The following is a 22,767-nucleotide window of genomic DNA, read 5'->3' on the forward strand; positions in this document are numbered from 1 at the left end:
TCTCTTCCGCTCGCATCGTGGCCTCCCTGTAGAGCGGAGCTTGCTCCGCTGGGGCATTCCCCACGAACCGAACGAAGCGCAGCGGAGCAAGCTCCGCTCTACAGGGGGAGGCGCCCGTCCAATGGTGGCTTCCACCAGAACCCTCTTCATTCGAGTTGAGTCCCTGCCATGACCGACGACATCAAGACCCAGGCGCTGGCCTGCCGCGACGCCGCCCAGGTGCTGGCGCAGCTGTCTAGCGCGGACAAGGCCGCGCTGCTGGAGGCCATGGCCCAGGGCCTGCTGGACCACGCGCCGGAGATCCTGGAGGCCAACGCCAAGGACCTCGACGCGGCGCGCGCCAAGGGGATCGGTAGCGCCATGCTCGACCGGCTCACGCTCAACCCCGAGCGCATCGCCGGCATCGCCGCCGCGGTGCGCGAGGTGGCCGCGCTTCCCGATCCGGTCGGCCAGGTCACCCGCACCGACACGCGTCCCAACGGCATCCGCGTCAGCAAGGTGCGCGTGCCGCTGGGCGTGATCGCGATGATCTACGAGGCCCGTCCCAACGTCACCGCCGACGCGGCCGCGCTGTGCATCAAGGCCGGCAACGGCGTGATCCTGCGCGGCGGCTCGGAGGCCATCCACTCCAACACCGCCATCGCCACCGTGCTGCAGGCCGCGCTGGAGGCCGCGCACGTGCCGGCCGCCGCGCTGACCCTGGTCACCGACCTGCGCCGCGAGACCATGCTGGCGCTGCTGCAGCTGAGCGACATCGTCGACCTGGCCATCCCGCGCGGCGGCGAGGGCCTGATCCGCTTCGTCGCCGAGCACGCGCGCGTGCCGGTGATCAAGCACTACAAGGGCGTGTGCCACCTGTTCGTGGACGACAGTGCGGACCTGGACCTGGCGCTGAAGCTGCTGGTGGACGGCAAGGTCTCGCGGCCCAGCGCCTGCAATGCGCTGGAGACCCTGCTGGTCCACCGCGACATCGCCGACGCCTTCCTGCCCGCCGCGGCCAAGGCACTGCTCGCGCGCGGGGTGGAGCTGCGCGGCGACGAGGCCACGCGCATCCTGGTTGCCGAGGCCAAGCCGGCTTCGGACGAGGACTACGCCGCCGAATTCCTCGACCTGGTGCTGGCCGTGCGCGTGGTCGACGGGCTGGAGCCGGCCATCGCCCATATCCGTCACTACGGCTCGGACCACACCGAGGTCATCGCCACCGGCGATGAGGCGCATGCGACCGCCTTCGTGGCGGCGCTGCGCGCGGCGGTGGTGATGGTCAATGCGTCCTCGCGCTTCTCCGACGGCGGCGAGCTGGGTCTGGGCGCCGAGATCGGCATCTCGACCACGCGCCTGCATTCCTACGGCCCGATGGGGCTGGAAGCGCTGACGGTGGAGCGCTTCGTGGTGCAGGGCGAAGGGCAGACGCGGGTCCCGATCGCGATCGATTGAGGTCGTCGGGCATCCACACACGACCACCCCGACGCGGTGGCCATCAGCACCCAGGCCGGCAGCTGAGTGGGGAGTTGTTGGGAGCAACTGTCTCTCGGATCGCGTCGCAGCCTCCCTGTAGAGCGGAGCTTGCTCCGCTGCGTTTCGGCCGGATCATCGGCAAGCCCCAGCGGAGCAAGCTCCGCTCTACAGGGGGGAGATGCCCATGCGGCCTTCACAGCAGGCAAGCACGCTAGCCGTCGACGCGACGCGGGGCCCCACTGAGGTCGGGCGAGCGCTGAGGCGCAGCAGAAACTAAAGCGGGAGGTCAGGCGCGTGGCGTGGGCTCTATGCCATCAGTCACGGTGCCTTGTGGGTCGGCGCGCCCATAGACTGTCCGTTCAGTCACCCCGCCTGGAGCCCCACGATGCGCATCGCCGCGTTGCGTCCGACCCTGCTGTCCCTGCTCATGGCCGCCGCGCTGCCCGCGCTGGCCCAGACCTCGCCCATGACGCCGGACATCACCGGCAAGCCCTTCGTCGCACCGGACGCGGCCAACGACTACATCAAGCGCGTCGTGGAAATTCCCATGCGCGACGGGGTCAAGCTGCACACCGTCATCGTCATCCCCAAGGGCGCGCACAACGCGCCGATGCTGCTGACGCGCACGCCGTACAACGCCGATGGCCGCACCTCGCGCCTGGATTCGCCGCATATGCGCGATCTGCTAGGGCAGGGCGATGAGGTGTTCGTCGATGCCGGCTACATCCGCGTGATCCAGGACGTGCGCGGCAAGTACGGCTCGGAAGGCGACTACGTGATGACCCGGCCGCTGCGCGGTCCGCTCAACGACACCGCCGTGGATCACGCTACCGACGCCTGGGACACCATCGACTGGCTGGTCAAGAACGTGCACGAGTCCAACGGCAAGGTCGGCATGCTCGGCTCGTCCTACGAGGGCTTCACCGTGGTCATGGCGCTGACCAACCCGCATCCGGCGCTGAAGGTGGCCAACCCGATGAGCCCGATGGTCGATGGCTGGATGGGCGACGACTGGTTCAGCTATGGCGCGTTCCGCCAGGTCAACTTCGACTACTTCACCGGCCAGCTGAGCAAGCGCGGCAAGGGCAGCGCGATCGCGCGCGAGGGCTTCGACGACTACAGCAACTTCCTGCGCGCCGGCTCGGCCGGCGACTACGCAAAGGCCGCCGGCTTGGATCAGCTGCCGTGGTGGCACAAGCTGACCGAGCACCCAGCCTACGACGCCTTCTGGCAGGAGCAGGCGCTGGACAAGGTCATGGCCAAGACCCCGATCAAGGTGCCGACCATGTGGCTGCAGGGCCTGTGGGACCAGGAGGACATGTGGGGCGCCAACCACAGCTACGAGGCGATGGAGGCGCGCGACACCGGCAACGACAAGAACTACCTGGTGATGGGCCCGTGGCGCCACAGCCAGGTCAACTACGACGGCAGCAACCTGGGCGCGCTGCAGTGGGATGGCGACACCGCGCTGCAGTTCCGCCGCGACGTGCTGCTGCCGTTCTTCAACCAGTACCTCAAGGACGGCGCGCCCAAGGCCGACACCCCGCCGGTGCTGATCTACGACACCGGCGCCAACCACTGGGACCGCTACAAGGCCTGGCCGCAGGTGTGCGAGCAGGGCTGCAAGGCCAAGCCCAAGGCGCTGTACCTGCTGGCCGGCGGCAAGCTGGGCTTCCAGGCGCCGGCCGCGGAGGGCGCGCAGTACGACGAGTACGTGTCCGACCCGGCCAAGCCGGTGCCGTTCGTGCCGCGCCCGGTGGACTTCTCCGATCGCCAGATGTGGACCACCTGGCTGGTGCAGGACCAGCGCTTCGTCGACGGCCGCCCGGACGTGCTGACCTATGTCTCCGAGCCGCTGACCGAGCCGCTGACCATCGCCGGCCGCCCGCAGGTCAACCTGCAGGCCTCCACCAGCGGCAGCGACAGCGACTGGGTGGTCAAGCTGATCGACGTGCAGCCCGATGAGGTGGCCTCCAACCCGAAGATGGGCGGCTACGAGCTGCCGGTGGGCCTGACCATCTTCCGCGGCCGCTACCGCGAGAGCTTCGAACATCCCAAGGCGATCACGCCCAACCAGGCGCTGGCCTACGACTTCGACCTGCCCAACGCCAACCACACCTTCGGCAAGGGCCACCGGATCATGGTGCAGGTGCAGTCCACGCTGTTCCCGCTGTACGACCGCAACCCGCAGACGTACGTGGACAACATCTTCTTCGCCAAGCCGGGCGACTACCAGAAGGCCACCCAGCGCGTGTGGCATACGCCGCAGCAGCCGAGCTTCATCAGCCTGCCGGTGAAGTAAGGCGCACGAAAAACCCGCAGGCGGCGAGCGCCTGCGGGTCCGGGTTGAAGCGCTGATGCAGGCTTGCCTTACTGCGGCGAGAACTCCACCGGCACGCGCACCAGCTGGGCCACGGCCTTGCCATGGCGCATGGCCGGGCTGAAGCGCCAGTCGCTGGCGGCCTTCAGCGCGGCGCGGTCCAGGTCGCGGTTGCCGCTGCGCTGGGCGATGGTGATCTGCGAGGGCTCGCCACGCGCGTCGACCTGCACGTTGAGCAGCACCGTGCCGCCCTCACCGGCGCGCAGCGCCGACGGCGGATACTTCGGCTGTGTATTGCTGGCCAGCAGGGCCGGGGCGCGATCCGGCGCGACCTTCTTGGCCGGCGCGGCGCGGGTGGACTCGCTACGCTTGGCGACCAGCGGCTGATTCGGACGATCGGCCGCCGCGGAGTCGGCGGTCGGCTGCGTGGCAGGCACCGTGCCGTCGGTCGGCGCGGCCATCTCGGCGCGGCGATCGCCGCTCAGCCACCATGCGCCCGCGGCCAGCACGACCAGCAGCAGCAACCACAGCAGCGGGCGCGCCCCAGGGCGCTGCCCATCCGGCCGCGCGTCGGCGTGTGCGTCGCGCTGGGCCTGGGCATTGAATTCGGTCTGGGTCTGCGACATGTCAGGACTCCTTGCTAGGCGCCGTTGGCGGCGCGTAGGGGAGTGTCTGCAGCCATTCGTTGCTCACACGTGAGAGGCCGGTAAAGGCCCGCCATGCTGCACCTGCACGGTTCAGCGATGCGAAACGCGTGGCGTGGGCGCTCAGCGCTCCAGGTTGAACTCCACCGGAATGTCCACCGCGCCCGCCACCGGCTGACCATCGTCGATGGCCGGCTGGAACTTCCACTTGCGCACCGCCTCCATCGCCGCGCGGTCCAGATCGCGCGAGCCACTGCGCCGGATCAGCGCCACGCCGCCGGGATTGCCCTGCGCATCGACCTGGATGCGCACCATCACCGTGCCGGTCTCGCCCTTGCGCAGCGCGGACGGCGGATAGGTAGGCGGCGGGCTCTGGCCATCGATCGGCAGGGGCGTGGCGCGGTTCTGCGGCGGCGCGGGGGCGGCCGGCGCGGAGGCGACGGGCGGGGCGGTCTCGCCGCTGGAAGGGGCGGGGGCGTTCTCCACGACCGGCGCGGGGAACGCGCTGGCGCCGCTGGTGCCCGCGTCGGCCTGCGCCTGCGCGTCGGCCGAGGGCGCCTGCATGCCGCTGGCGCCCTGGTTGGCGGCCGCCGGCTCGGGCAGCGGCGCGGTGGCCGCCTCGGTGCCGCTCTGGTCGGCCGGCTGGACCGAATAGAAGCTCTCATCGCCGCGGTTGGACAGCCACACGATGCCGAACAGCAGCAGCCCGGCCACGAACGCCCCCAGGGCGATCCACAGCGCCTTGTGCGGCAGGCGGAAGGTGAAGGCACGATCGCGGGAGGTGGACATGGTGCGGGCAGGGCGTGAGGAGCAGGCCGCGATTCTTGCACAGGCCGGCCGCGCGCTCCCGACTGCACGCTGGCTGGCGGCGGGCGTGGCGCTGTGGAAAAGGCGATAATCCACGCCTTTCCCGCTCACCGCCGTACGACCGCCACGATGCTCGATCCCGCACTGCTCCGCACCCAGCCCGCCGAACTCGCCCAACGCCTGCGCCAGACGCGCGGTTTCGACTTGGACGTGTCCGCGCTGGAATCCCTGGAGGCGCGCCGCAAGCAGCTGCAGGTGCGCACGCAGGAGCTGCAGAACCTGCGCAACACCCGCTCCAAGGCGATCGGCCAGGCCAAGGCCAAGGGTGAGGACGTCGCGCCGCTGATGGCCGAGGTCGCCGGCTTCGGCGAGGAGCTCAAGGCCTCCGAGGTCGAACTGGACCAGCTGCGCGCGCAGATCGAGGCCATCGCCCTGGGCATTCCCAACCTGCCGCAGGCCAGCGTGCCGCCGGGCAGCGACGAGTCGGGCAATGTCGAGCAGCATCGCTGGGGCACACCGCGCGCGTTCGACTTCGCGGTCAAGGACCATGTGGAGCTGGGCGCGCGCAACGGCTGGCTCGACGGCGACACCGCGGCCAAGCTGTCTGGGGCGCGCTTCACCGTGCTGCGCGGGCCGATCGCGCGGCTGCACCGCGCGCTGGCGCAGTTCATGCTGGACCTGCACACCGGCGCGCACGGCTATCAGGAGACCAATGTCCCGGTGATCGTCAATGCCGAGAGCCTGATCGGCACCGGCCAGCTGCCCAAGTTCGAGGAAGACATGTTCGCCACCCAACTGGGCGAGCACCGTCGCTACCTGATCTCCACCGCCGAGATCTCGCTGACCAACATCGTGCGAGACAGCATCGTCGAGGACGCCGCGCTGCCGATGCGCATGACCGCCCACTCGCTGTGCTTCCGCTCCGAGGCCGGCAGCGGCGGGCGCGACGTGCGCGGCATGATCCGTCAGCACCAGTTCGAGAAGGTCGAGCTGGTCGCCATCGCGCGCCCGCAGGACAGCGACGAGGAACACGAGCGCATGACCCGCTGCGCCGAGGTGGTGCTGGAGAGCCTGGGCCTGCCGTACCGGCGCATGCTGCTGTGCTCGGGCGACATGGGCTTCTCGGCGTCCAAGACCTATGACCTGGAGGTCTGGCTGCCCTCGCAGGACACCTACCGCGAGATCTCCTCGGTCTCCAACTGCGAGGCCTTCCAGGCGCGCCGCATGCAGGCGCGCTGGCGCAACCCGGCCACCGGCAAGCCGGAGAGCGTGCACACGCTCAACGGCTCGGGCGTGGCCATCGGCCGCTGCCTGATCGCGGTCATGGAGAACTACCAGAACGCCGACGGCAGCATCGACGTGCCGCAGGCCCTGCGCCCGTACATGGGCGGCCTGGAACGCATCGCCTGAGCCCGCAGCGGCGGCCATGTCCGCGTGCGCGCCGCCATGTGCGGCCGCGCGCCAAGCTGTGTCAGCGCCGCCACGTGTGAACCCCCGGCAAGCGTCCGCCGCGCGCGGGCTTGCCTGACATTTCCGACAGGATTATCAAGCGCGGGCGTCCTCGGCCGCGCTCGATCCGGGCGCCTCGCCGCCGGCGCATTCGTCCTCAATCGGAAGGTCATTGTCATGAACACCAAGCAGCTGCTGCAGATCGCGACCCTCGGCGCCGCCCTGGCGCTGGGCACCACCGCCTTCGCCAAGACCCACACCGGCACCGCGCAGACCCATCACTGCAAGCTCGCCGACGGCAGCACCGACACCAGCAAGACCCACAAGCAGTGCACCGCGGCCAAGGGCACCTGGGCCAAGGACGCCGCCGCGCCCGCCGCCGCCCCGGCGCCCGCGCCCACCAGCACCAGCAACTGACGCCAGCTGAAGGCCACGCGTCGCGCCTGGCGGGCGCGTGGCCCTGGGGCAGGGGCGATTGGCCCACCGACGGGGCGAAGAATCCCACCCCATTTGGTCCGTTTTCGTTGCATGGGCAAAAATGCGGGTGTTAAATACCCTGAATCGTTCCAGATTCGGGATGGCGCCATGCAGGACCTCAACGACCTCTACTACTTCGCCATGGTCGTCGACCACGGCGGTTTCGCCGCTGCCGAGCGCGCGCTCGGCATCCCCAAGTCGCGTCTGAGCCGGCGCATCAGCCAGCTGGAGACCGACATGGGCGTGCGCCTGCTGCAGCGCTCCACGCGCCGCTTCGCGGTCACCGACGTGGGCATGAGCGTGCACCGCCACGCCCAGACCATGCTGGCCGAGGCCCAGGCCGCCCGCGAGGTGGTCGACCGCCTCTCGGCCGAGCCGCGCGGCGTGGTCCGCGTCAGCGTTCCGGTGGCGGTGGCGCAGATGCAGTTGCCCAAGATCCTGCCGGCCTTCCTGGACAAGTACCCCAAGGTGCGCCTGCAGCTGCACGTCAACAACCGCCGCGTGGACATCATCAACGAGGGCTACGACGTGGCCCTGCGCGTGCGCGCCAAGCTCGACGACGACGGCAGCCTGGTGATGCGCAGCTTCGGCCAGATCCAGGAACTGCTGGTGGCCAGCCCCAAGTACCTGCAGCGCGCCGGCCGCCCGCAGGCGCCGGAAGACCTGGCCCAGCACGTGACCATGTCGATGAGCGAGGACGAGGCGCGCCAGCGCTGGGAGCTGCACGGCCCCAACGGCGAGGTGCGCAAGATCGAGCTGCAGCCGCGCCTGGCCGGCTTCGACTTTCCCCTGCTCAAGGCGCTGGCCAAGGACGGCTACGGCATCACCATGCTGCCCGAGACCGTCTGCGCCGACGCGGTGCGCAGCGGCGAGCTGGAAGTGGTGCTGCCGGAATGGTCGCTGCCGCAGGGCATCTGCCACGCGGTGTTCGCCTCGCGCCGCGGCCTGCTGCCGGCCGTGCGCGTGTTCATCGACTACCTGGCCGAACACCTGCCGCAGCAGATTGAGGAGTCGCGCCTGGACTGCGGCGGCAAGTGCACCGAGCGCCTGGTCGAACTGGGCCTGCGCAAGGCCTCCTGACCCGCACGCCGCGCGCGGCTACACCTGCGCCCGCGGCCCATGCGAGAATGCGACGCCCGGCCCCCAGGCCGGGCGTTCTGCTGTCGGGCCAAGCCCGACACGCACCTGGAGAGATGGCCGAGCGGTTTAAGGCACCGGTCTTGAAAACCGGCGAAGGGTCAAACCTTCCGTGGGTTCGAATCCCACTCTCTCCGCCATTCCCCGCCGATTGCCGCACAAAATGAGAAGGATTTTCCTTAACCTGAGCTTGGAACTAGCTAAGTGCGTTCCGCACATGTAGTCAAAGGCCGCGACCGGCCATACGAGTAAGTGATGACTAGTACCGATCCCTTCACAATTCCCGGATGGAAAGCGTTGCATCGCGAGGCTTCGCTGGTCAGCCAGATAATAGGCTCCGGTGCCACCGCGTTGGGGCGTGCGAGTTATGGCAGCGGCTTTGGCGAATACTATACCGCATTTTTCGGGCTTTCGATCGGGATCGAACGCTTAGCGAAACTCATTTTGGTTGCGGACTACGCGCTTGATCATGGCGGAGCCCTACCGAGTCAGGCTGAGGTTCGGAAATACGGTCACCGATTGAAAGAGTTAATCAGCAAAGTCGCTCAGATCGCAACCAAACGCGGCATCTCTGTTCCCTATCTGCTGCCGACTAACTCAATCTGCTCTGCAGTGATAGAATGCCTAGACGCGTTTTCTGATGCATCGAAAGGGCGATACGCTAACTTTGAAGCACTCGGAAACCCCAACTTTAATGCTGTGAATGAGCCGGTCAACAAATGGTGGACAGAGGTCGTCGAGCCAATACTAGAAAAGCATTATCGCGGAAAACGTTCTGAGAACGAAGTGAAGCGTAGGGCCGCGATTATAAATGCTATGCTTGGTGACATGACCTTTGTTCTTCACACGAGCGAGACCGGGACGGTCATGTCGGACATGGAAACCGCTTCGGAGCGCACTGGACAGACGAAATGGGCGCAGAAGTATGGGCGCTTTTACACACTTTCGGTCGTCAGATGGCTCTCTCATATTTTTAACGAAATGACTCACGCGGCCGGTTACCAGCCGGGATTGGACAGTCTGTTTGGACACTATGAGTTTTTCCAAACGTACACGGTCGATGACCACTTTTTGCTGACACGAAAGGTCTGGCCCCTCATCTAATTCGCGCCCCGTTATCGTGGCCGCCACAGACAAGTCGGTAACTTGATGGCGAGCCGAGCAAAAATGGAGACGGAAGCTACCATAGCTGCATACTTGATGGAGCCCCAACTAAACTGGGATTGATTGCCCCTTGGGCACAGCGAAAAGCGGGGTCAGAGTGTATTTCCTAGGGGCAGTGCTAACGAATGCTCGGGGCGGGGACTGCACTCTGACTACGGTTTCTTAACCACATCACCATCTCGGCAAGGCTGGCGCAGCTGCGTATTGCAGCCGCGTATTGTTGAAAAGAAGAAGAGCGGCGCCGGTAAATCCGCGGCCGGCTGGCGGCGACTATATTGATGCGCTGTGATATGCGACGGCGCTGTGCCTCAACGAACAGGAATGTTGGCGAAATTGGTTCGTTCGCGCTCCGCGCGCCCGACGGCCATGGCGCGTCGCACGGCCGGCCTTGCCATCACGGTGTCGAACCAGGCTTTCAGGCGGGGGAAGTGTGCGAGGTCCTGGCCCTGCTTGGCGTGCGGCACGATCCAGCCCACGCACGCCATGTCGGCGATCGAGTATTCGCCGGCGAGGTAGTCGCGATCCGCCAGGCGGCGCTCGAGCACGCCGTAAAGGCGTGCGACCTCGCGGGTGTAGCGTGCGATCGCGTAATCGATGGCTTCGGGCGCGTACTGTCGGAAGTGATGGGCTTGGCCGGCCATCGGGCCGAGCCCGCCGACCTGCCAGAACAGCCATTGGTCGACCTCCACACGCTGCCGCTCGTCGCCTGGATAGAAGCGCCGGAACTTGCGGCCCAGGTACTGCAGGATGGCGCCGGACTCGAAGATCGAGAGCGGTGCTCCGTCCGGCCCTTGGGGGTCGACCAGCGCCGGAATGCGGTTGTTGGGCGAGATCCGCAGGAACGCGGGCGCGAACTGCTCGCCCTTGGTGATGTCGACGAAGTTCACCCGATAGGGGACGCCAAGCTCCTCCAGCATGAGGGTGATCTTCCAGCCGTTGGGCGTCGGCCAGTAGTGCAGTTCAAGCGCATCGCTCATCCGCGCGCTCCACGCCGTCACGCATAGGGAAAGGCGGTGAAGGCCTCGGTGGCCTCCGCGTGGGCGGAGAGACGCGAGAGCGCAGGATAGGCCTCCGCGTCGATGATCTCGGGCAGCATCTCGCGCGAGAAGCGGAAGGCGACGGCGCTGGTGACATCCGCCTGGAGCGGCCGGCCATCGAACAGCCAGGGATCGGCGCGATCCACTTCGGCTTCGAGCAGGCGATAGGCGGCCACCAGCTGACCCTGGACGCGATCGACCCAGGGTTGATGCTGCTTCTCGGCCGGACGCAGGTTGCGCTCGTAGACGATCTGCACGGTCTTCTCGCAGGCCGCGAGCGCCAGGCCGATGACGCGCTGCGAGCGGACGTAGGCGTCCATTGCATTCGGGATGAGCCGCAGGTCGGGGGCTGCCAGCCGCTCGCCGAGATCGAGGATCAGGCCGGAGTCGATCAGGATGGTTCCGTCGTCGGTGACCAGCGTCGGCGCCTTCACGATCGGATTGATCGAGGCAAAGGCGTCGAAGGTCGAGAACACCGACAGCGGCTGATGGTCGAAACGCAGTCCCTGGAAAGAGAAGGAGATCGCGACGCGGCGCACGTAGGGAGAATCCAGCAATCCGATCAGCTGCATGGGGGCGTGTTCCTTTTCCGGGTTGGCGTCGTGGGGCGTGACCTCTTCGATATCGGCAAGGTAGCGAGCGGGCAACCGCGTTGTAAGTGGCCGGATTCGCCACTATCGTAAGGATCATGCCAAATGATGCCGGGCCGCTTGTCGTCATCCCCGTCCACGACGCGCTGTGCACGTTCGAGTTCGGCTGCGCCTTCGAGGTGTTCGGCCTGTCGCGCCCGGAGATGGGGCCGGGCTGGTATCGCTGCCGCACCGCGGCGGTCGAGCCGTCACCGATCCGCGGCGCGGGTGGCCTGCGGCTCGAGGCGGACGGCGGACTGGAGCTGCTCGAGGCCGCCGATACGATCGTGATCCCGGGTTGGCGTGGCGCGGATGCGGCCGCGCCTCCCGCGTTTCTCGAAGGGCTGCGCCGGGCGAGCGCGGCGGGCACCCGGATCGTCTCGATCTGTGGCGCGGCCTTCGTGCTGGCGCAGGCGGGCCTGCTCGCGGGCAGGCGGGCGACGACCCATTGGCATCACCTCACCACGCTGGCATCGCGCTATCCGGACATCGTGGTCGAGCCGGATGCGCTTTACGTCGATGAGGGCGACATCCTCACCTCGGCCGGAAGCGCCGCCGGCCTGGACCTGTGCATCCACATCGTGCGCAAGGATTTTGGCGCCAAGGTCGCCAACAGCGTCGCGCGCCGCCTGGTCGTCGCCGCGCACAGGGACGGTGGCCAAGCGCAATTCATCGAGCGGCCGCTTCCGCCGCCCTCGGGCGCAAGGCTGTCGGAGCTGCTCGAAACGATCCAGCGTCGGCTCGACGAGAAATGGACGGTCGAGCGCATGGCGGCCGAAGCGCTCGTCAGCAGCCGCACCCTGCAACGCCATCTGCGTGAGGCGACCGGGCTTGCCCCGGGGGAGTGGCTGCAGCGCCAGCGCGTGCACTACGCCCGCGATCTGCTGGAGGAGACGAGCCTGTCGGTCGAGGAGATCGCCATGCGCGCCGGTTTCGGGACGGCCACCAATTTTCGCCAGCACTTCCGCGCCGCCACCGGCCTGCCGCCGGCCACCTATCGAAGCCGCTTCCATCGCGATGCGGAGGCACGCGCTCGATAGGTCGGGACGCGGCCGTAGAAACAGGAAAGCCCTTGGCGGCCAAGGGCTTTGTCTTGCATCACTGCTCGCGAGCCTGATCCGACCCGCCACGCGCGGTGCGTGGCGGGTCGGTCCGCAGCGTTACGGAGTCTGCGTCGGCGGCGTTGGCGCCTCCGGCGGCGGCGGTGCCATCTCGGGCGGCGGCGGGGGCGGCTGTCGGTCGCCGTGGGCGTGCGGCGGGGGCGGCGGCGGGCCGTCAGGGCGGGGGTGGGGGGCGCAGGCGGCCAGCGCGAGACACGCTGCGGCCATGAACACGGACGAGCGAACGAGGCGCATATCGGTTCCTTGGGTGGTCGGGCGCATCGACCCTATCGGCGGTTCCGTGTACGCGGGGTCAGCACGGTTTGCCGGGCTGTGTCAGCCCGCATGCCGACTGGCTTTCAGGAAAGTGCCTCAGTTCCGCGCGATGGACCGATCGCCTGGCGCACCTGGGCCGGGGTTCTGCCGCAGACGCGCCTGATCGCCTCGATGAAGCCGGCATAGCTGCTGAAGCCTGCCGCGTCCGCCACCTGCACCAGCGTCGCGTTGCTGTCGTGCAGCAGGGCAAGCGCGCATTGCGCCCGGGCGCGCAGCACGTACTGCCAGATCGAGCAGCCGAGCGCGGCGCGGAAGGCGCGGTTGAGGTAGTAGGGGCTGGTCGCGGTCGCATCGGCGATCTGCGCGATGTCCAGTTCCTCGCCCAGGTGCGCATGGATGAAGGCCAGGGCCGTGCGCACGCGCCAGGGCTCGCCGCCACGGCTGGCGTGCGCGGGGCGCGCGGCGCGGGGCACCAACTGGGCGGCCACGGCGAGGAAGATGGCGTCGCCGATCAGCGTGCCGTGCGGCTGGCCGGCCGAGGCGTCGGCCAGCAGGGCGCGCAGCAGCCGCGCCATGCCGGGCGCGCGATAGTGCAACCGACTGCGGATCGCCTGGCGGACGCCTTCGGGCGCCACGCCCAGCGCGCCGGCCATGGCCCCGTCGGTGAAGTAGAGACAGGCCGATTCCATCGGCGCATCCCAGCGCGCCGATCCGGTCACGCCGGCCTGGATCATGGTCAGCGTCTCGGGCGGGGCGCGCCCGTGTTCATGGCCGCTGTCCACCTTCAGGACCACGCGCGGCCGCGTCGGGCCCAGCGGCAGGGCGAGGTGATGGAAGGCCCAGCCCGGCTCCTCCAGCTCGATCGCGGGGATCAGCGAGTGCTCCATGGCGCAGGACGACCACTGGCCGCGTGCGCGCAGCAGCTCGGGGCGGTCGTCGGGGAGCTTGCGCAGCAGCGTCACGGGCGGGTCGGACGTCATGGTGGTCCCTTGGCAGGCCAGGAGGGCACGAATTCGCAATACGCCGGATCCTCGGCGCTCCACGATGCGTTTTCAAGCGGTATCCCACACCACACGGAGGCACCATGGTCCCCTTGCTGCTTGCGCTCGCGCTGTCGTCCGCGCCCACGTGCGTGGCCGGCGTCGAGCCGGTCATCGACATCCACATCCACAGCTACGAGCGCGATGGGCGCTTCGAGGCGCGCGTGCCCAACCTAGGCGATGGCCAGCCCATGCGGGTGTTCAACGGTGCGGACCACGCCCGGGCCACCGCCGCGGCCCTGCGCGAGGCCGGGGTGGTGCGGGCGATCGTGGGCGGCGCCAGCACGGCGACGGACGATCGCATCATCGCCCTCGATCCGGCGCGCCTGCGCGGCGGGTTCGAGATCGACGACATCCCCGATGCCGCCATGCTCGACCAGATCCGGGCGCGGCATGCGGCGGGCAAGCTGACGATGATCGGCGAGGTCGAATACCAGTACCACGGCATCGCCCATGACGATCCGCGCCTGGAGCCGCTGTGGGCGCTGGCCGAGGCGCTGGACGTCCCGATCGCGGTGCACTCGGGCGCCGGGCCGGCGGGCATCGTCTACCGCGGCCAGCCGCTGCACCGCGAGCGCCTGGGCAACCCGTCCTCGTTCGAGGAGGTGCTGGTGCGTCACCCGCGCATGAAGCTGATCATCATGCATGCCGGCTGGCCCTTTCTCGACGACACGGTGGCGCTGCTGCATGCCTATCCGCAGGTCTACGTCGACCTGGGCGCGATCGACTGGGCCGAGCCGCGTCCCTTTATGGATCATTATCTGCAGCAGCTCATGATCTACGGCTTCGGCAAGCGCATCCTGTTCGGCTCGGACCAGATGGTGTGGCCCGAGGCCACGGCGCAGGCGATCGCGCGGTTCCGCACGGCGCCTTACCTCTCCGAGGCGCAACGCCGCGACATCCTCTTCAACAACGCCGTGCGGCTGTTCGGCTGGACGGATCTGGCCGATTGCGGCAAGGCGGACGGGTGAGTTGCGCCTGCAGGCGCTGCGAACGGGCCACGCAGCGCACTGCAACGAACGCGTCGGCATGACAGACCGCACAGCTTGGCGTTAACAAAGACTGACGCTGGATCGTGCCTGCGGTGCTACTGCGCTAACGGCACGGCGAGGAGGGTGGAAGGCCCGACTCACCGGAGATCCGAAGATGAAAGCGTTGACCTACCATGGTTCCAAGGACGTGCGCGTCGAGACCGTTCCCGATCCGCAGCTGGTGGAGGCCGACGACATCCTCCTTCGTGTGACGGCGACCGCGATCTGCGGATCGGACCTGCATCTGTTCCACGGCAAGATCCCGGAGACCCGACACGGCGACATCTTCGGCCACGAGTTCATGGGTGTGGTGGAAGACGCGGGCTCGGCGGTGACCGAGGTGAGCGTGGGAGATCGGGTGGTCATCCCGTTCGTGATCGCCTGCGGCAAGTGCTTCTTCTGCGAGAACGAACTGTTCGCCGCCTGCGAGACGACCAACCCCGACGAGGGCGCCAGCGTGCGCAAGCGCTCGAAGATGACGCCGCCGGCGGCCCTGTTCGGCTACTCGCATCTGTATGGCGGCGTTCCGGGCGGGCAGGCCGAATATGTGCGCGTGCCCAAGGCGAACGTGGGGCCGTTCGCGGTGCCCGGCAGTCTGGCCGATGAGAAGGTGCTGTTCCTGTCCGACATCCTGCCGACCGGCTATCAGGCCGTGCTCAACGCCAGGGTCGAACCGGGCTCCACGGTCGCCATCTTCGGCGCGGGTCCCGTGGGCCTGATGGCCGCGGCATGCGCACGCATGCTGGGCGCCGAGCGGATCTTCATGGTGGATTCGGAGCAGTACCGGCTGAACTTCGCGGTGAGCGCCTATGGCGTGATCCCGATCGACTTCAGCGAGGGCGACGCGTCGGAGCGGATCCTGGAGGCGACCAACGGAAGAGGCGTCTCCGCGTCCATCGATGCGGTGGGCTTCGAGGCCAAGGGCAGCACCACCGAGACCGTGTTGAGCACGCTGAAGATCGAGACCAGCTCCGGCGAGGTGATCCGCCAGTGCATCTCGGCCACGCAGCGCGGCGGCGTGGTGAGCGTGCCCGGCGTCTATGCGGGCTTCATCCATGGCTTCCTGATCGGCGACGCCTTCGACAAGGGGCTCTCCTTCGCCATGGGCCAGACCCATGTGCACAAGTATCTGCCGGAGCTGCTGGGCTTCATCGAGGATGGCGATCTGGACCCGGACATCATCATCTCCCATCGCATGAAGCTGGCCGATGCGGCGCAGGGCTACAAGATCTTCGATGAGAAGCGGGAAGAGTGCCGCAAGGTCGTGATGACGCCGTAGCAGGGGAGCAGAACGCGCCGCTCGCGAGCGGTGCGTCTGCGAAAGCAGGCGGCAATCAACGCGCGAGCTGCGGTAGTGCGCTGATCGGATCACTCAAGGAAGCAAGGCGGCACCTTGCTTCCTTCTTCTTTGCACGAACCGGATCGCGCAGCCCTAGCGCGCCAGCCAGCCGAACATGCGCCGCGCCAGCCCTGTCCACGGCGGACCGATTCGCTGGAACACGTTGACCGGCCCGACCTTGAACACCGCGCGCGCATGGCTGAAGCGCTTGAAGCCTTCCCGCCCGTGGTAGGCGCCCATGCCGCTGGGACCGATGCCGCCGAAGGGCAGGCTGTCCTGGGCGATATGCAGCAGCGTGCCGTTGAGCGTGACGCCGCCGGAGGTCACGCCGTCCAGCACGCGTCGCTGCACCGCGCGCTCGCCGCTGAAGCAATACAGCGCAAGCGGCCGCTCGCGCGCGGCGGCGAAGGCGATGGCTTCGTCCAGATGGTCGTAGCCGATCAGCGGCAGCACCGGGCCGAAGATCTCCTCGCGCATCAGCAGGCTGTCCTGCGGCGGGTCGAGTACCAGCGTGGGGGCGATCTTCTCCGTCGCGCCGCCCGCATCGAGCGCCTGCACGCGCGCGCCGGCCGCGCGCGCCTGGTCCAGCGCCGATGCCAGCCGCTGCCGATGGCGTGGCGTGATCATCGCCGAATAGTCCGCATTGCCCGCCACCGTCGGATAGCGCCGTCGCGCCGCGTCCAGCACGGCGGCGGCAAAGTCGTCCAGCTTCGCGCGCGGCACCAGCACGTAGTCCGGCGCGATGCAGGTCTGCCCGGCGTTGAGGAACTTGCCGAAGGCGATCGCATCGGCCGCCTTGGCCAGCGGATAGTCCGCCGCAACGAAGGCCGGCGACTTGCCGCCCAGTTCCAGCGTCACCGGGGTGAGATGGTCGGCGGCGGCGCGCATCACCTCGCGCCCGACCGCGGTCGAGCCGGTGAACAGCAGATGGTCGAAGGGCAGGGACGAGAACGCCCTGGCCGTGTCCACGCCGCCGGTCGCCACGGTCACCAGGTCGGGCGCGAAGTAGCGCGCGACCAGCTGCGCCAGCAGTTCGGAAAATCGCGGGGTCAGCTCGGACGGCTTGAGCATCGCCCGATTGCCGGCGGCCAGCGCATCGGTCAGCGGGCCGATCGACAGCAGCAGCGGATAGTTCCAGGGCGCGATGATGCCGATCACGCCCAGCGGCTCGTAGCGCAGCCAGGCGCTGGCCGGCTGGAACACCACGTCCACCGGCCGGCGCACCTGGCGCATCCAGCGCTGCACATGGCGCTGGGCGTGGCGGATGCCGCGCAGGGCCGGCAGCACTTCCAGCATGCGCGTCTCATCGTGCGAGCGTCCGCCGAAATCCGCATCGATGGCCTGCACGATCTGCTCGACATTCTCGCGCACCAGCCGTGCCAGCGTTTCCAGCCATGCGCGCCGCGTCCGCGCATCCGCCGCGGGCGTGGCGCGCGAGGCCCGGTGCAATGGCGCGAACAGCGTCTGCAGGTCGTCGTGATTCATGCGGCGCTCCTGCCGAGGATGAGGTCGGCGGCCTTCTCGCCGATCATGGCCGACGGCGCCTGGGTATTGCCGCTGATCAGCGTCGGCATGATCGAGGCGTCCGCCACGCGCAGGCCCTGCAGGCCATGCACGGTCAGGTCCGGGGCGACCACCGCGCCGACGCCGCGGCCCATGCGGCAGGTGCCGACCGGATGGTAGATGGTGTCGGCGTGATCGCGGATCAGGCGCAGCAGTTCGGCATCGTCCGGGCGCGGGCTGGCGTAGAGCAGCTTGCCGCCGTAGCGCGCCAGCGGCGCGGCATCGAGGATGCGGTGCACGGCGCGTGCGCCCTTGAGCGTCAGCGCCACATCGTCTGGCGCGGAAAGGAAGTTCGGATCGATCAGCGGCGCCTGCGCCGGGTCCGGCGAGGCCAGGCGGATCCAGCCGCGGCTCTGCGGGCGCAGCGCGCACACGTGCAGGGTCACGCCGCGCACCAGATGCGTATGCCGCGCGTGGTCGTCGACCAGCGCCGCGCAGAAGTGGAACTGCAGATCGGGGCGGTCCACTTCCGGCGCGCTGCGGACGAAACCGCCGGCCTCGGCCAGGTTGCTGGTGAGCATGCCGTGGCCGCGCCGCCACGCCGGGAACGCCGCCGCGCCGCGCAGCAGCGTGTCCGGGCCGAAGCCGAGCAGGCCCGGGCCCTTCATTCGCTTGAGGCCCACATAGTCCAGGTGATCCTGCAGATTGGCGCCCACGCCGGGTGCGTCGTGGACCACACCGATGCCGTGTTCGGCCAGGTGCGTCCCCGGTCCGATTCCGGAGAGCATCAGCAGCTGCGGCGAGCCGATCGCCCCGGCCGAGAGGATCACCTCGCGGTGGGCGCGGATCGTCTCGCGCCCGTGCCGGGTCATCACTTCCACGCCCGTGGCGCGGCGGCCTTCGCAGACGACGCGCTCGGCACGGGTGTCGCTGAGGATGCGCAGGTGCGGCCAGCGTGCGGCGTCGGCCAGGTAGGCCGAGCCGGCGTCCAGCCGCGCGCCGTTGCGCTGGAAGACCTGGTACAGGCCGATGCCTTCCTGGCTGGGGCCGTTGAAATCCGGGTTGGCCGCATAGCCCGACTGCAGCGCCGCCTCGATGAAGGCCTGCGAGACCGGGCTGGGCGAGGCCAGGTCGGACACCACCAGCGGCCCGCGCTCACCATGCAGCGCATCGGCGCCGCGCTGGTTGGCCTCCGATCGCCGGAACAGCGGCAGCACGTCCTGCCAGCCCCAGCCCGGGCAGCCGGCGGCGGCCCAGCCGTCGTAGTCCTGCGGCTGGCCGCGCATGTAGATCATCGCGTTGATCAGGCTCGAACCGCCCACGCCGCGCCCGCGCGGCACGTAGCCGCGGCGCCCGCCGAGCCCGGCCTGGGGCACGGTCTGGAAGGCGTAGTTGCGCGCCGACTTGAACGGCACCAGCGCGGCGATGCCGGCCGGGATGCGCGAGAGCAGTGACGGGCCGGGCGGGCCGGCTTCGATCAGCGCGACGCTGGGCTTTTCCGCCGCGGCCGCCAGGCGCGCGGCCAGGGCGCAGCCGGCCGGTCCCGCCCCGACGATGACGTAGTCCGCTTCGCGCATGGTGTGGTCCTCCCGGCGCGGAGCATGGACATACTTGAGGAAGTCGTCAAATTTGTTGCGCTGCAGCCAGACTGCCGATGCCGCCGGTCACCAGGCGCGTCATCAGCCCGGCCACCTCGTCGATGTCGATGCGCTCGCGGCCCTCGAGCAGCAGCAGCGTCTCGATGCCGTTGGACACGATCAGGCTGGCGACCAGCGAGACCTGCCACGGCGCCAGCGCCAGTCCCGGCATGCCGCGCACCACGTCGCGCCGGATGTCGCCCAGCAGCGAATCGATGCCGTCCAGGTCGTACAGCCGGGTGCGGATGTGGTGCTGGTTGCGCGCGATGAAGGGCAGGGCCGCCTCGATGCCCAGGATCAGCACCAGCAGGTCGCGGTAGGACAGCTGCAGCATGGTCTCCAGGTCGTCGGCGCGGGCGCGGGCCTGCGCGGTGACCGCGCGCACCTGCGCCAGCAGGTCGGCCAGCAGTTCGTCGAACACCGCCTGCTTGGTGCGGTAGTCGTTGTAGAAGCTGCCGGTCGACGCGCCGCTGGCGGCGACGATGCCGGAGATCGTCGCCGCATCCAGCCCCTGCTGGGCGAACACCGACCACGCGGCCTGCTTGATGCGCTGGCGGCGCTGTTCGGAGGTCGCTTCGCGGCGTTTGGACGGCTTGTAGCGGCGCGGGGTGGTCATGGACTTCGGTGCATCGATCGGGCGCGGGCAGGCGGGCAGGGCGGCCCGGTCAGGATAGCCAGCCGCTCGTTGAACCCGCAGGCAGGCGCGCAGCGCTTCATGGTGCGATCGCTTCCTTGAGCAGCCGCTCGACCCAGTCGGCGAACACCTGCACCCGCCGCGACAGGTGCTGGCGATGCGGATACAGCAGGGTCATCGGCAGCGGCGCGGCGCGATGCCCGGGCATCACCTCCACCAGCGTGCCGGCGCGCAGCGCGTCGCGCACGTCGTAAGCCGGGATCTGGATCAGCCCCAGGCCGGCCAGGCAGCAGGCGATGCAGGCCTCGGCGTTGTTGACCGTGACCCGGCCGGGCACGTGCAAGGTCTTCGGCGTGTCGCCTTCCATCCATTCCCAGGGTTCGACCCGGGCGCTGGACGGCGAGGCGTAGTGGATCGCCCAGTGGCTGCCCAGGTCTTCGGGCGCGTGCGGCGTGCCGTGCCGGGCCAGATAGGCGGGGCTGGCGACATTGATCAGCGGCAGCGTGCCGAGCGTGCGGGCGATCAGCCCCGAATCGCTCAGCGGCCCGACCCGGACCACGCAGTCCACGCGCTCCTCGACCAGGTCGACCGCGCGGTCGGTGACGCCCAGGCTGATGTCGATCTCCGGGTATTCGTCGAGGAAGCCACCCAGCGCCGGGGCGATGATCAGCCGCCCGATGCGCCCGGGCACGTCCACGCGCAGCTTGCCCGAGGGCTTGGTCTTGCCTTGGCGGAACAGCGCCTCGGTCTCCTCGACGTCGGCGATCACCCGCAGGCAGCGCTCGTAGAAGGCCGCACCGTCCTGGGTCGGGGCGACCTTGCGCGTGGTCCGGTGCAGCAGGCGCACGCCGATGCGACCTTCCAGCTCGGCCACGGCGGCCGAGACCGAGGAGCGCGGCATGCCGAGCGTGTCGGCCGCGCGGGTGAAGCTGGCCACCTCGACCACGCGGACGAAGATGCGGAACAGGTCGATCCGGTCCACGGCGCTGCGTCCCTCGATTGGTCAGGATCCACGACATGTGAAGTCACACATGCCGGCTTTATGTTCTTGGCCTGGATTATATGGTATGAGGCACGCCCGCAAGCGGGGGAGGCGGTCTTCGTATCGCGTTCTTCCGAAGCTGGCCGACGTGGTTCCCGTCTTCCACAGCAAAGGATCTTCCAATGACCGACCATTCCCTCCAGGGCAAGACCGTCCTCATCGCCGGTGGCGCCAAGAATCTCGGCGGCCTGCTCGCCACCGACCTGGCCAGGCACGGGGCCAAGGCCGTGGCGATCCACTACAACAGCGCGTCCACCAAGGCCGACGCCGACAAGACCGTGGCAGAGATCAAGGCCACGGGCGCCAAGGCCTTCGCCTTCCAGGCCGACCTCACCACCGCCGCGGCGATGGAGCAGCTGTTCGCCGATGCCAAGGCCGCGATGGGCGCGATCGACATCGCGGTCAACACAGTGGGCAAGGTGCTGAAGAAGCCGATGACCGAGATCAGCGAGGACGAGTTCGACCAGATGAGCGCGGTCAACTCCAAGTCGGCGTTCTTCTTCATCAAGGAAGCCGGCAAGGCGCTGAGCGACCACGGCAAGATCTGCACGCTGGTGACCTCGCTGCTGGGCGCCTACACGCCGTTCTATTCCAGCTATGCCGGCACCAAGGCCCCGGTGGAGCACTACACCCGCGCCGCCTCGAAGGAGCTGGGCGACCGCGGCATCTCGGTGACCGCGATCGGCCCGGGCCCGATGGACACGCCGTTCTTCTATCCCGCCGAAGGCGCCGACGCGGTGGCCTACCACAAGACCGCCGCGGCGCTGTCGCCCTCGTCCAAGACCGGCCTGACCGACATCGAGGACATCGTGCCGTGGATCCGCTTCCTGGTGAGCGACGGCTGGTGGATGACCGGTCAGACAATCCTGGTCAACGGCGGCTACACCACCAAGTAAGCGCAGCATCGCGGCCGGCTTCCAGGCATCCGGCGTTAAAGCCTCCACCTGAAGCCGCCGCGAACCTTCCTACCGTCATTCCCGCGAAAGCGGGAATCCAGGGACTTTGGGGCTTGCGCGCGGAGCCGCAGCAGGCGCCCAGGCCTCCACCGGAAGTCGCCGCTAACCCTCTACCGTCATTCCCGCGAACGCGGGAATCCAGGGACTTTGGGGCTTACGCGCGCACGTCCATGGATTCCCGCTTTCGCGGGAATGACCGGGGGTTTGTTTGCTGGTAGGCGGGAATCTCTGGACGCTCCCGCCGCTGAGGTCGTTCCCATCCGGGCAACGACACCTGTTGATCCAACTCCCCGGTGTACCCGGGGCCGGTGACACCCCGCGCACTTCGCCACCGCAACCAGCCCGCGCCCTTGCCCAGTTTCACCCGCCGCGAGTAGGCTGACCACGGGAGCGGCATATGCCTACAAGGGGATGGCAAGGATGACGATCCGGGTATTTCTGGTGGACGATCATGCGCTGGTGCGGACTGGCCTGAAGCTGATCCTCGCCGGCCAGGTGGATATCGAGGTGGTCGGCGAGGCCGAGAGCGGCGAGGAAGCGCTGCCGGCCATCCGCAAGCTCAAGCCCGATGTGGTGTTGTGCGATCTGCACCTGCCCGGGCTCAGCGGCTTCGACGTGACCGAGCGCATCGTGCGCGGCGACTATGGCAGCCGCGTGATCATCGTCTCGGTGCTCGAGGATGGACCGCTGCCCAAGCGGCTGCTCGAGGCCGGTGCCTCGGGCTATGTCGGCAAGGGCGGCGATGCGGCCGAGCTGCTGCGCGCGGTGCGCGATGTCTCGCGCGGCAAGCGCTACCTGGGCAGCAACGTGGCGCAGAACCTGGCGCTGTCGAGCATGAGCGAGGAGGCCTCGCCGTTCGACGCTCTGAGCGCGCGCGAGCTGGAGGTGGTGATGATGCTGGTGCAGGGCCTGCGCCAGAGCGAGATCGCCAAGCGCCTCAACCTCAGCCCCAAGACCGTCAGCACGCACAAGACGCGCCTGCTGGAAAAGGTGCAGGTGCAGGACACGATGGCGCTGGCGCGCCTGGCGGCGCAGTACGGGCTGATCGATCCGTCGAAGAGCCTTTGATGGTGCGAGGGCGGCACGTTCG

At 68.6% G+C, this 22,767-nt stretch carries 19 protein-coding genes, 1 tRNA gene and 1 pseudogene; 12 read left to right on the forward strand and 9 right to left on the reverse strand.

What is annotated here, in order from left to right; translation table 11 throughout:
- Positions 1 to 168 precede the first annotated feature (168 nt).
- Both EAT51_RS11110 and EAT51_RS11115 read left to right on the forward strand, forming a co-directional pair.
- A complete protein-coding gene (locus EAT51_RS11110; RefSeq protein WP_130517946.1) occupies positions 169 to 1,434 on the forward strand; it encodes a glutamate-5-semialdehyde dehydrogenase in 1,266 nt (421 codons plus the stop codon).
- 448 nt (positions 1,435 to 1,882) lie between these two features.
- On the forward strand, positions 1,883 to 3,757 hold the full coding sequence (locus EAT51_RS11115) for a CocE/NonD family hydrolase (protein WP_425478210.1): 1,875 nt from the start codon (positions 1,883 to 1,885) through the stop codon (positions 3,755 to 3,757).
- Between the two features lie 68 nt (positions 3,758 to 3,825).
- Here the strand turns inward: EAT51_RS11115 and EAT51_RS11120 are convergent, their stop codons facing one another.
- The gene (locus EAT51_RS11120) at positions 3,826 to 4,401 is read right to left on the reverse strand and encodes an energy transducer TonB (protein ID WP_130517950.1); all 576 of its coding nucleotides are present in this window, start codon (positions 4,399 to 4,401) and stop codon (positions 3,826 to 3,828) included.
- 141 nt (positions 4,402 to 4,542) lie between these two features.
- A pseudogene (locus tag EAT51_RS11125) lies at positions 4,543 to 5,219 on the reverse strand (energy transducer TonB).
- A gap of 136 nt (positions 5,220 to 5,355) precedes the next feature.
- On the opposite strand from EAT51_RS11125, the gene serS reads away from it, so the two are divergent.
- The 5 genes from serS (at position 5,356) to EAT51_RS11150 (ending at position 9,393) form a co-directional block, all read left to right on the forward strand.
- The gene (gene serS, locus EAT51_RS11130) at positions 5,356 to 6,636 is read left to right on the forward strand and encodes a serine--tRNA ligase (RefSeq protein WP_130517954.1); all 1,281 of its coding nucleotides are present in this window, start codon (positions 5,356 to 5,358) and stop codon (positions 6,634 to 6,636) included.
- Positions 6,637 to 6,852: 216 nt separating this feature from the next.
- A complete protein-coding gene (locus EAT51_RS20780; protein ID WP_130517956.1) occupies positions 6,853 to 7,092 on the forward strand; it encodes a hypothetical protein in 240 nt (79 codons plus the stop codon).
- 168 nt (positions 7,093 to 7,260) lie between these two features.
- Positions 7,261 to 8,232 carry a LysR substrate-binding domain-containing protein gene (locus tag EAT51_RS11140; protein WP_165394514.1) on the forward strand — a complete coding sequence of 324 codons (972 nt, stop codon included), beginning with the start codon at positions 7,261 to 7,263 and terminating at the stop codon, positions 8,230 to 8,232.
- A 107-nt stretch (positions 8,233 to 8,339) separates the two neighbouring features.
- Positions 8,340 to 8,429 (forward strand) — tRNA-Ser (locus tag EAT51_RS11145).
- Between the two features lie 115 nt (positions 8,430 to 8,544).
- The gene (locus EAT51_RS11150) at positions 8,545 to 9,393 is read left to right on the forward strand and encodes a hypothetical protein (RefSeq protein WP_130517958.1); all 849 of its coding nucleotides are present in this window, start codon (positions 8,545 to 8,547) and stop codon (positions 9,391 to 9,393) included.
- A 368-nt stretch (positions 9,394 to 9,761) separates the two neighbouring features.
- On the opposite strand, the gene EAT51_RS11155 is transcribed toward EAT51_RS11150, so the two are convergent.
- Complete coding sequence (locus tag EAT51_RS11155; RefSeq protein WP_130517960.1) at positions 9,762 to 10,430, reverse strand: glutathione S-transferase N-terminal domain-containing protein; 669 nt, start codon at positions 10,428 to 10,430, stop codon at positions 9,762 to 9,764.
- A 17-nt stretch (positions 10,431 to 10,447) separates the two neighbouring features.
- A complete protein-coding gene (locus tag EAT51_RS11160) occupies positions 10,448 to 11,062 on the reverse strand; it encodes a glutathione S-transferase (RefSeq protein ID WP_130517962.1) in 615 nt (204 codons plus the stop codon).
- Positions 11,063 to 11,178: 116 nt separating this feature from the next.
- Between EAT51_RS11160 and ftrA the strand changes: the two genes are divergently transcribed.
- A complete protein-coding gene (gene ftrA / locus EAT51_RS11165) occupies positions 11,179 to 12,159 on the forward strand; it encodes a transcriptional regulator FtrA (RefSeq protein ID WP_130517964.1) in 981 nt (326 codons plus the stop codon).
- Between the two features lie 419 nt (positions 12,160 to 12,578).
- On the opposite strand, the gene EAT51_RS11175 is transcribed toward ftrA, so the two are convergent.
- Positions 12,579 to 13,475, reverse strand: a complete 897-nt coding sequence (locus EAT51_RS11175; RefSeq protein WP_130517968.1) for an AraC family transcriptional regulator — start codon at positions 13,473 to 13,475, stop codon at positions 12,579 to 12,581.
- 104 nt (positions 13,476 to 13,579) lie between these two features.
- On the opposite strand from EAT51_RS11175, the gene EAT51_RS11180 reads away from it, so the two are divergent.
- Positions 13,580 to 14,506 (forward strand): amidohydrolase family protein, encoded by a 927-nt coding sequence (locus tag EAT51_RS11180; protein ID WP_130517970.1) that lies wholly within the window; start codon positions 13,580 to 13,582, stop codon positions 14,504 to 14,506.
- A gap of 175 nt (positions 14,507 to 14,681) precedes the next feature.
- On the forward strand, positions 14,682 to 15,845 hold the full coding sequence (locus EAT51_RS11185; protein ID WP_130517972.1) for a zinc-dependent alcohol dehydrogenase: 1,164 nt from the start codon (positions 14,682 to 14,684) through the stop codon (positions 15,843 to 15,845).
- A 153-nt stretch (positions 15,846 to 15,998) separates the two neighbouring features.
- On the opposite strand, the gene EAT51_RS11190 is transcribed toward EAT51_RS11185, so the two are convergent.
- From EAT51_RS11190 to EAT51_RS11205, 4 genes are all read right to left on the reverse strand, one after another.
- Positions 15,999 to 17,390: a coniferyl aldehyde dehydrogenase gene (locus tag EAT51_RS11190; RefSeq protein ID WP_130517974.1), complete on the reverse strand. Its 1,392-nt coding sequence runs from the start codon at positions 17,388 to 17,390 to the stop codon at positions 15,999 to 16,001.
- Complete coding sequence (locus EAT51_RS11195; protein WP_130517976.1) at positions 17,387 to 18,985, reverse strand: GMC family oxidoreductase; 1,599 nt, start codon at positions 18,983 to 18,985, stop codon at positions 17,387 to 17,389. Before EAT51_RS11195 ends, EAT51_RS11190 begins: the two co-directional genes overlap by 4 nt.
- Before the next feature lie 46 nt (positions 18,986 to 19,031).
- Positions 19,032 to 19,661: a TetR/AcrR family transcriptional regulator gene (locus EAT51_RS11200; RefSeq protein WP_130517978.1), complete on the reverse strand. Its 630-nt coding sequence runs from the start codon at positions 19,659 to 19,661 to the stop codon at positions 19,032 to 19,034.
- Between the two features lie 97 nt (positions 19,662 to 19,758).
- Positions 19,759 to 20,661, reverse strand: coding sequence for a LysR family transcriptional regulator (locus EAT51_RS11205; RefSeq protein ID WP_130517980.1), 903 nt, complete (start codon positions 20,659 to 20,661; stop codon positions 19,759 to 19,761).
- 182 nt (positions 20,662 to 20,843) lie between these two features.
- On the opposite strand from EAT51_RS11205, the gene EAT51_RS11210 reads away from it, so the two are divergent.
- Entirely contained in the window at positions 20,844 to 21,617 is a 774-nt protein-coding gene (locus EAT51_RS11210; protein ID WP_130517982.1) for an SDR family oxidoreductase, read from the forward strand.
- Between the two features lie 480 nt (positions 21,618 to 22,097).
- Positions 22,098 to 22,745, forward strand: a complete 648-nt coding sequence (locus EAT51_RS11215) for a response regulator (RefSeq protein ID WP_130517984.1) — start codon at positions 22,098 to 22,100, stop codon at positions 22,743 to 22,745.
- The last annotated feature ends 22 nt before the right edge of the window (positions 22,746 to 22,767 follow it).

Origin of the sequence: Pseudoxanthomonas winnipegensis (genome assembly GCF_004283755.1) — a bacterium.
Classification (GTDB): domain Bacteria; phylum Pseudomonadota; class Gammaproteobacteria; order Xanthomonadales; family Xanthomonadaceae; genus Pseudoxanthomonas_A; species Pseudoxanthomonas_A winnipegensis.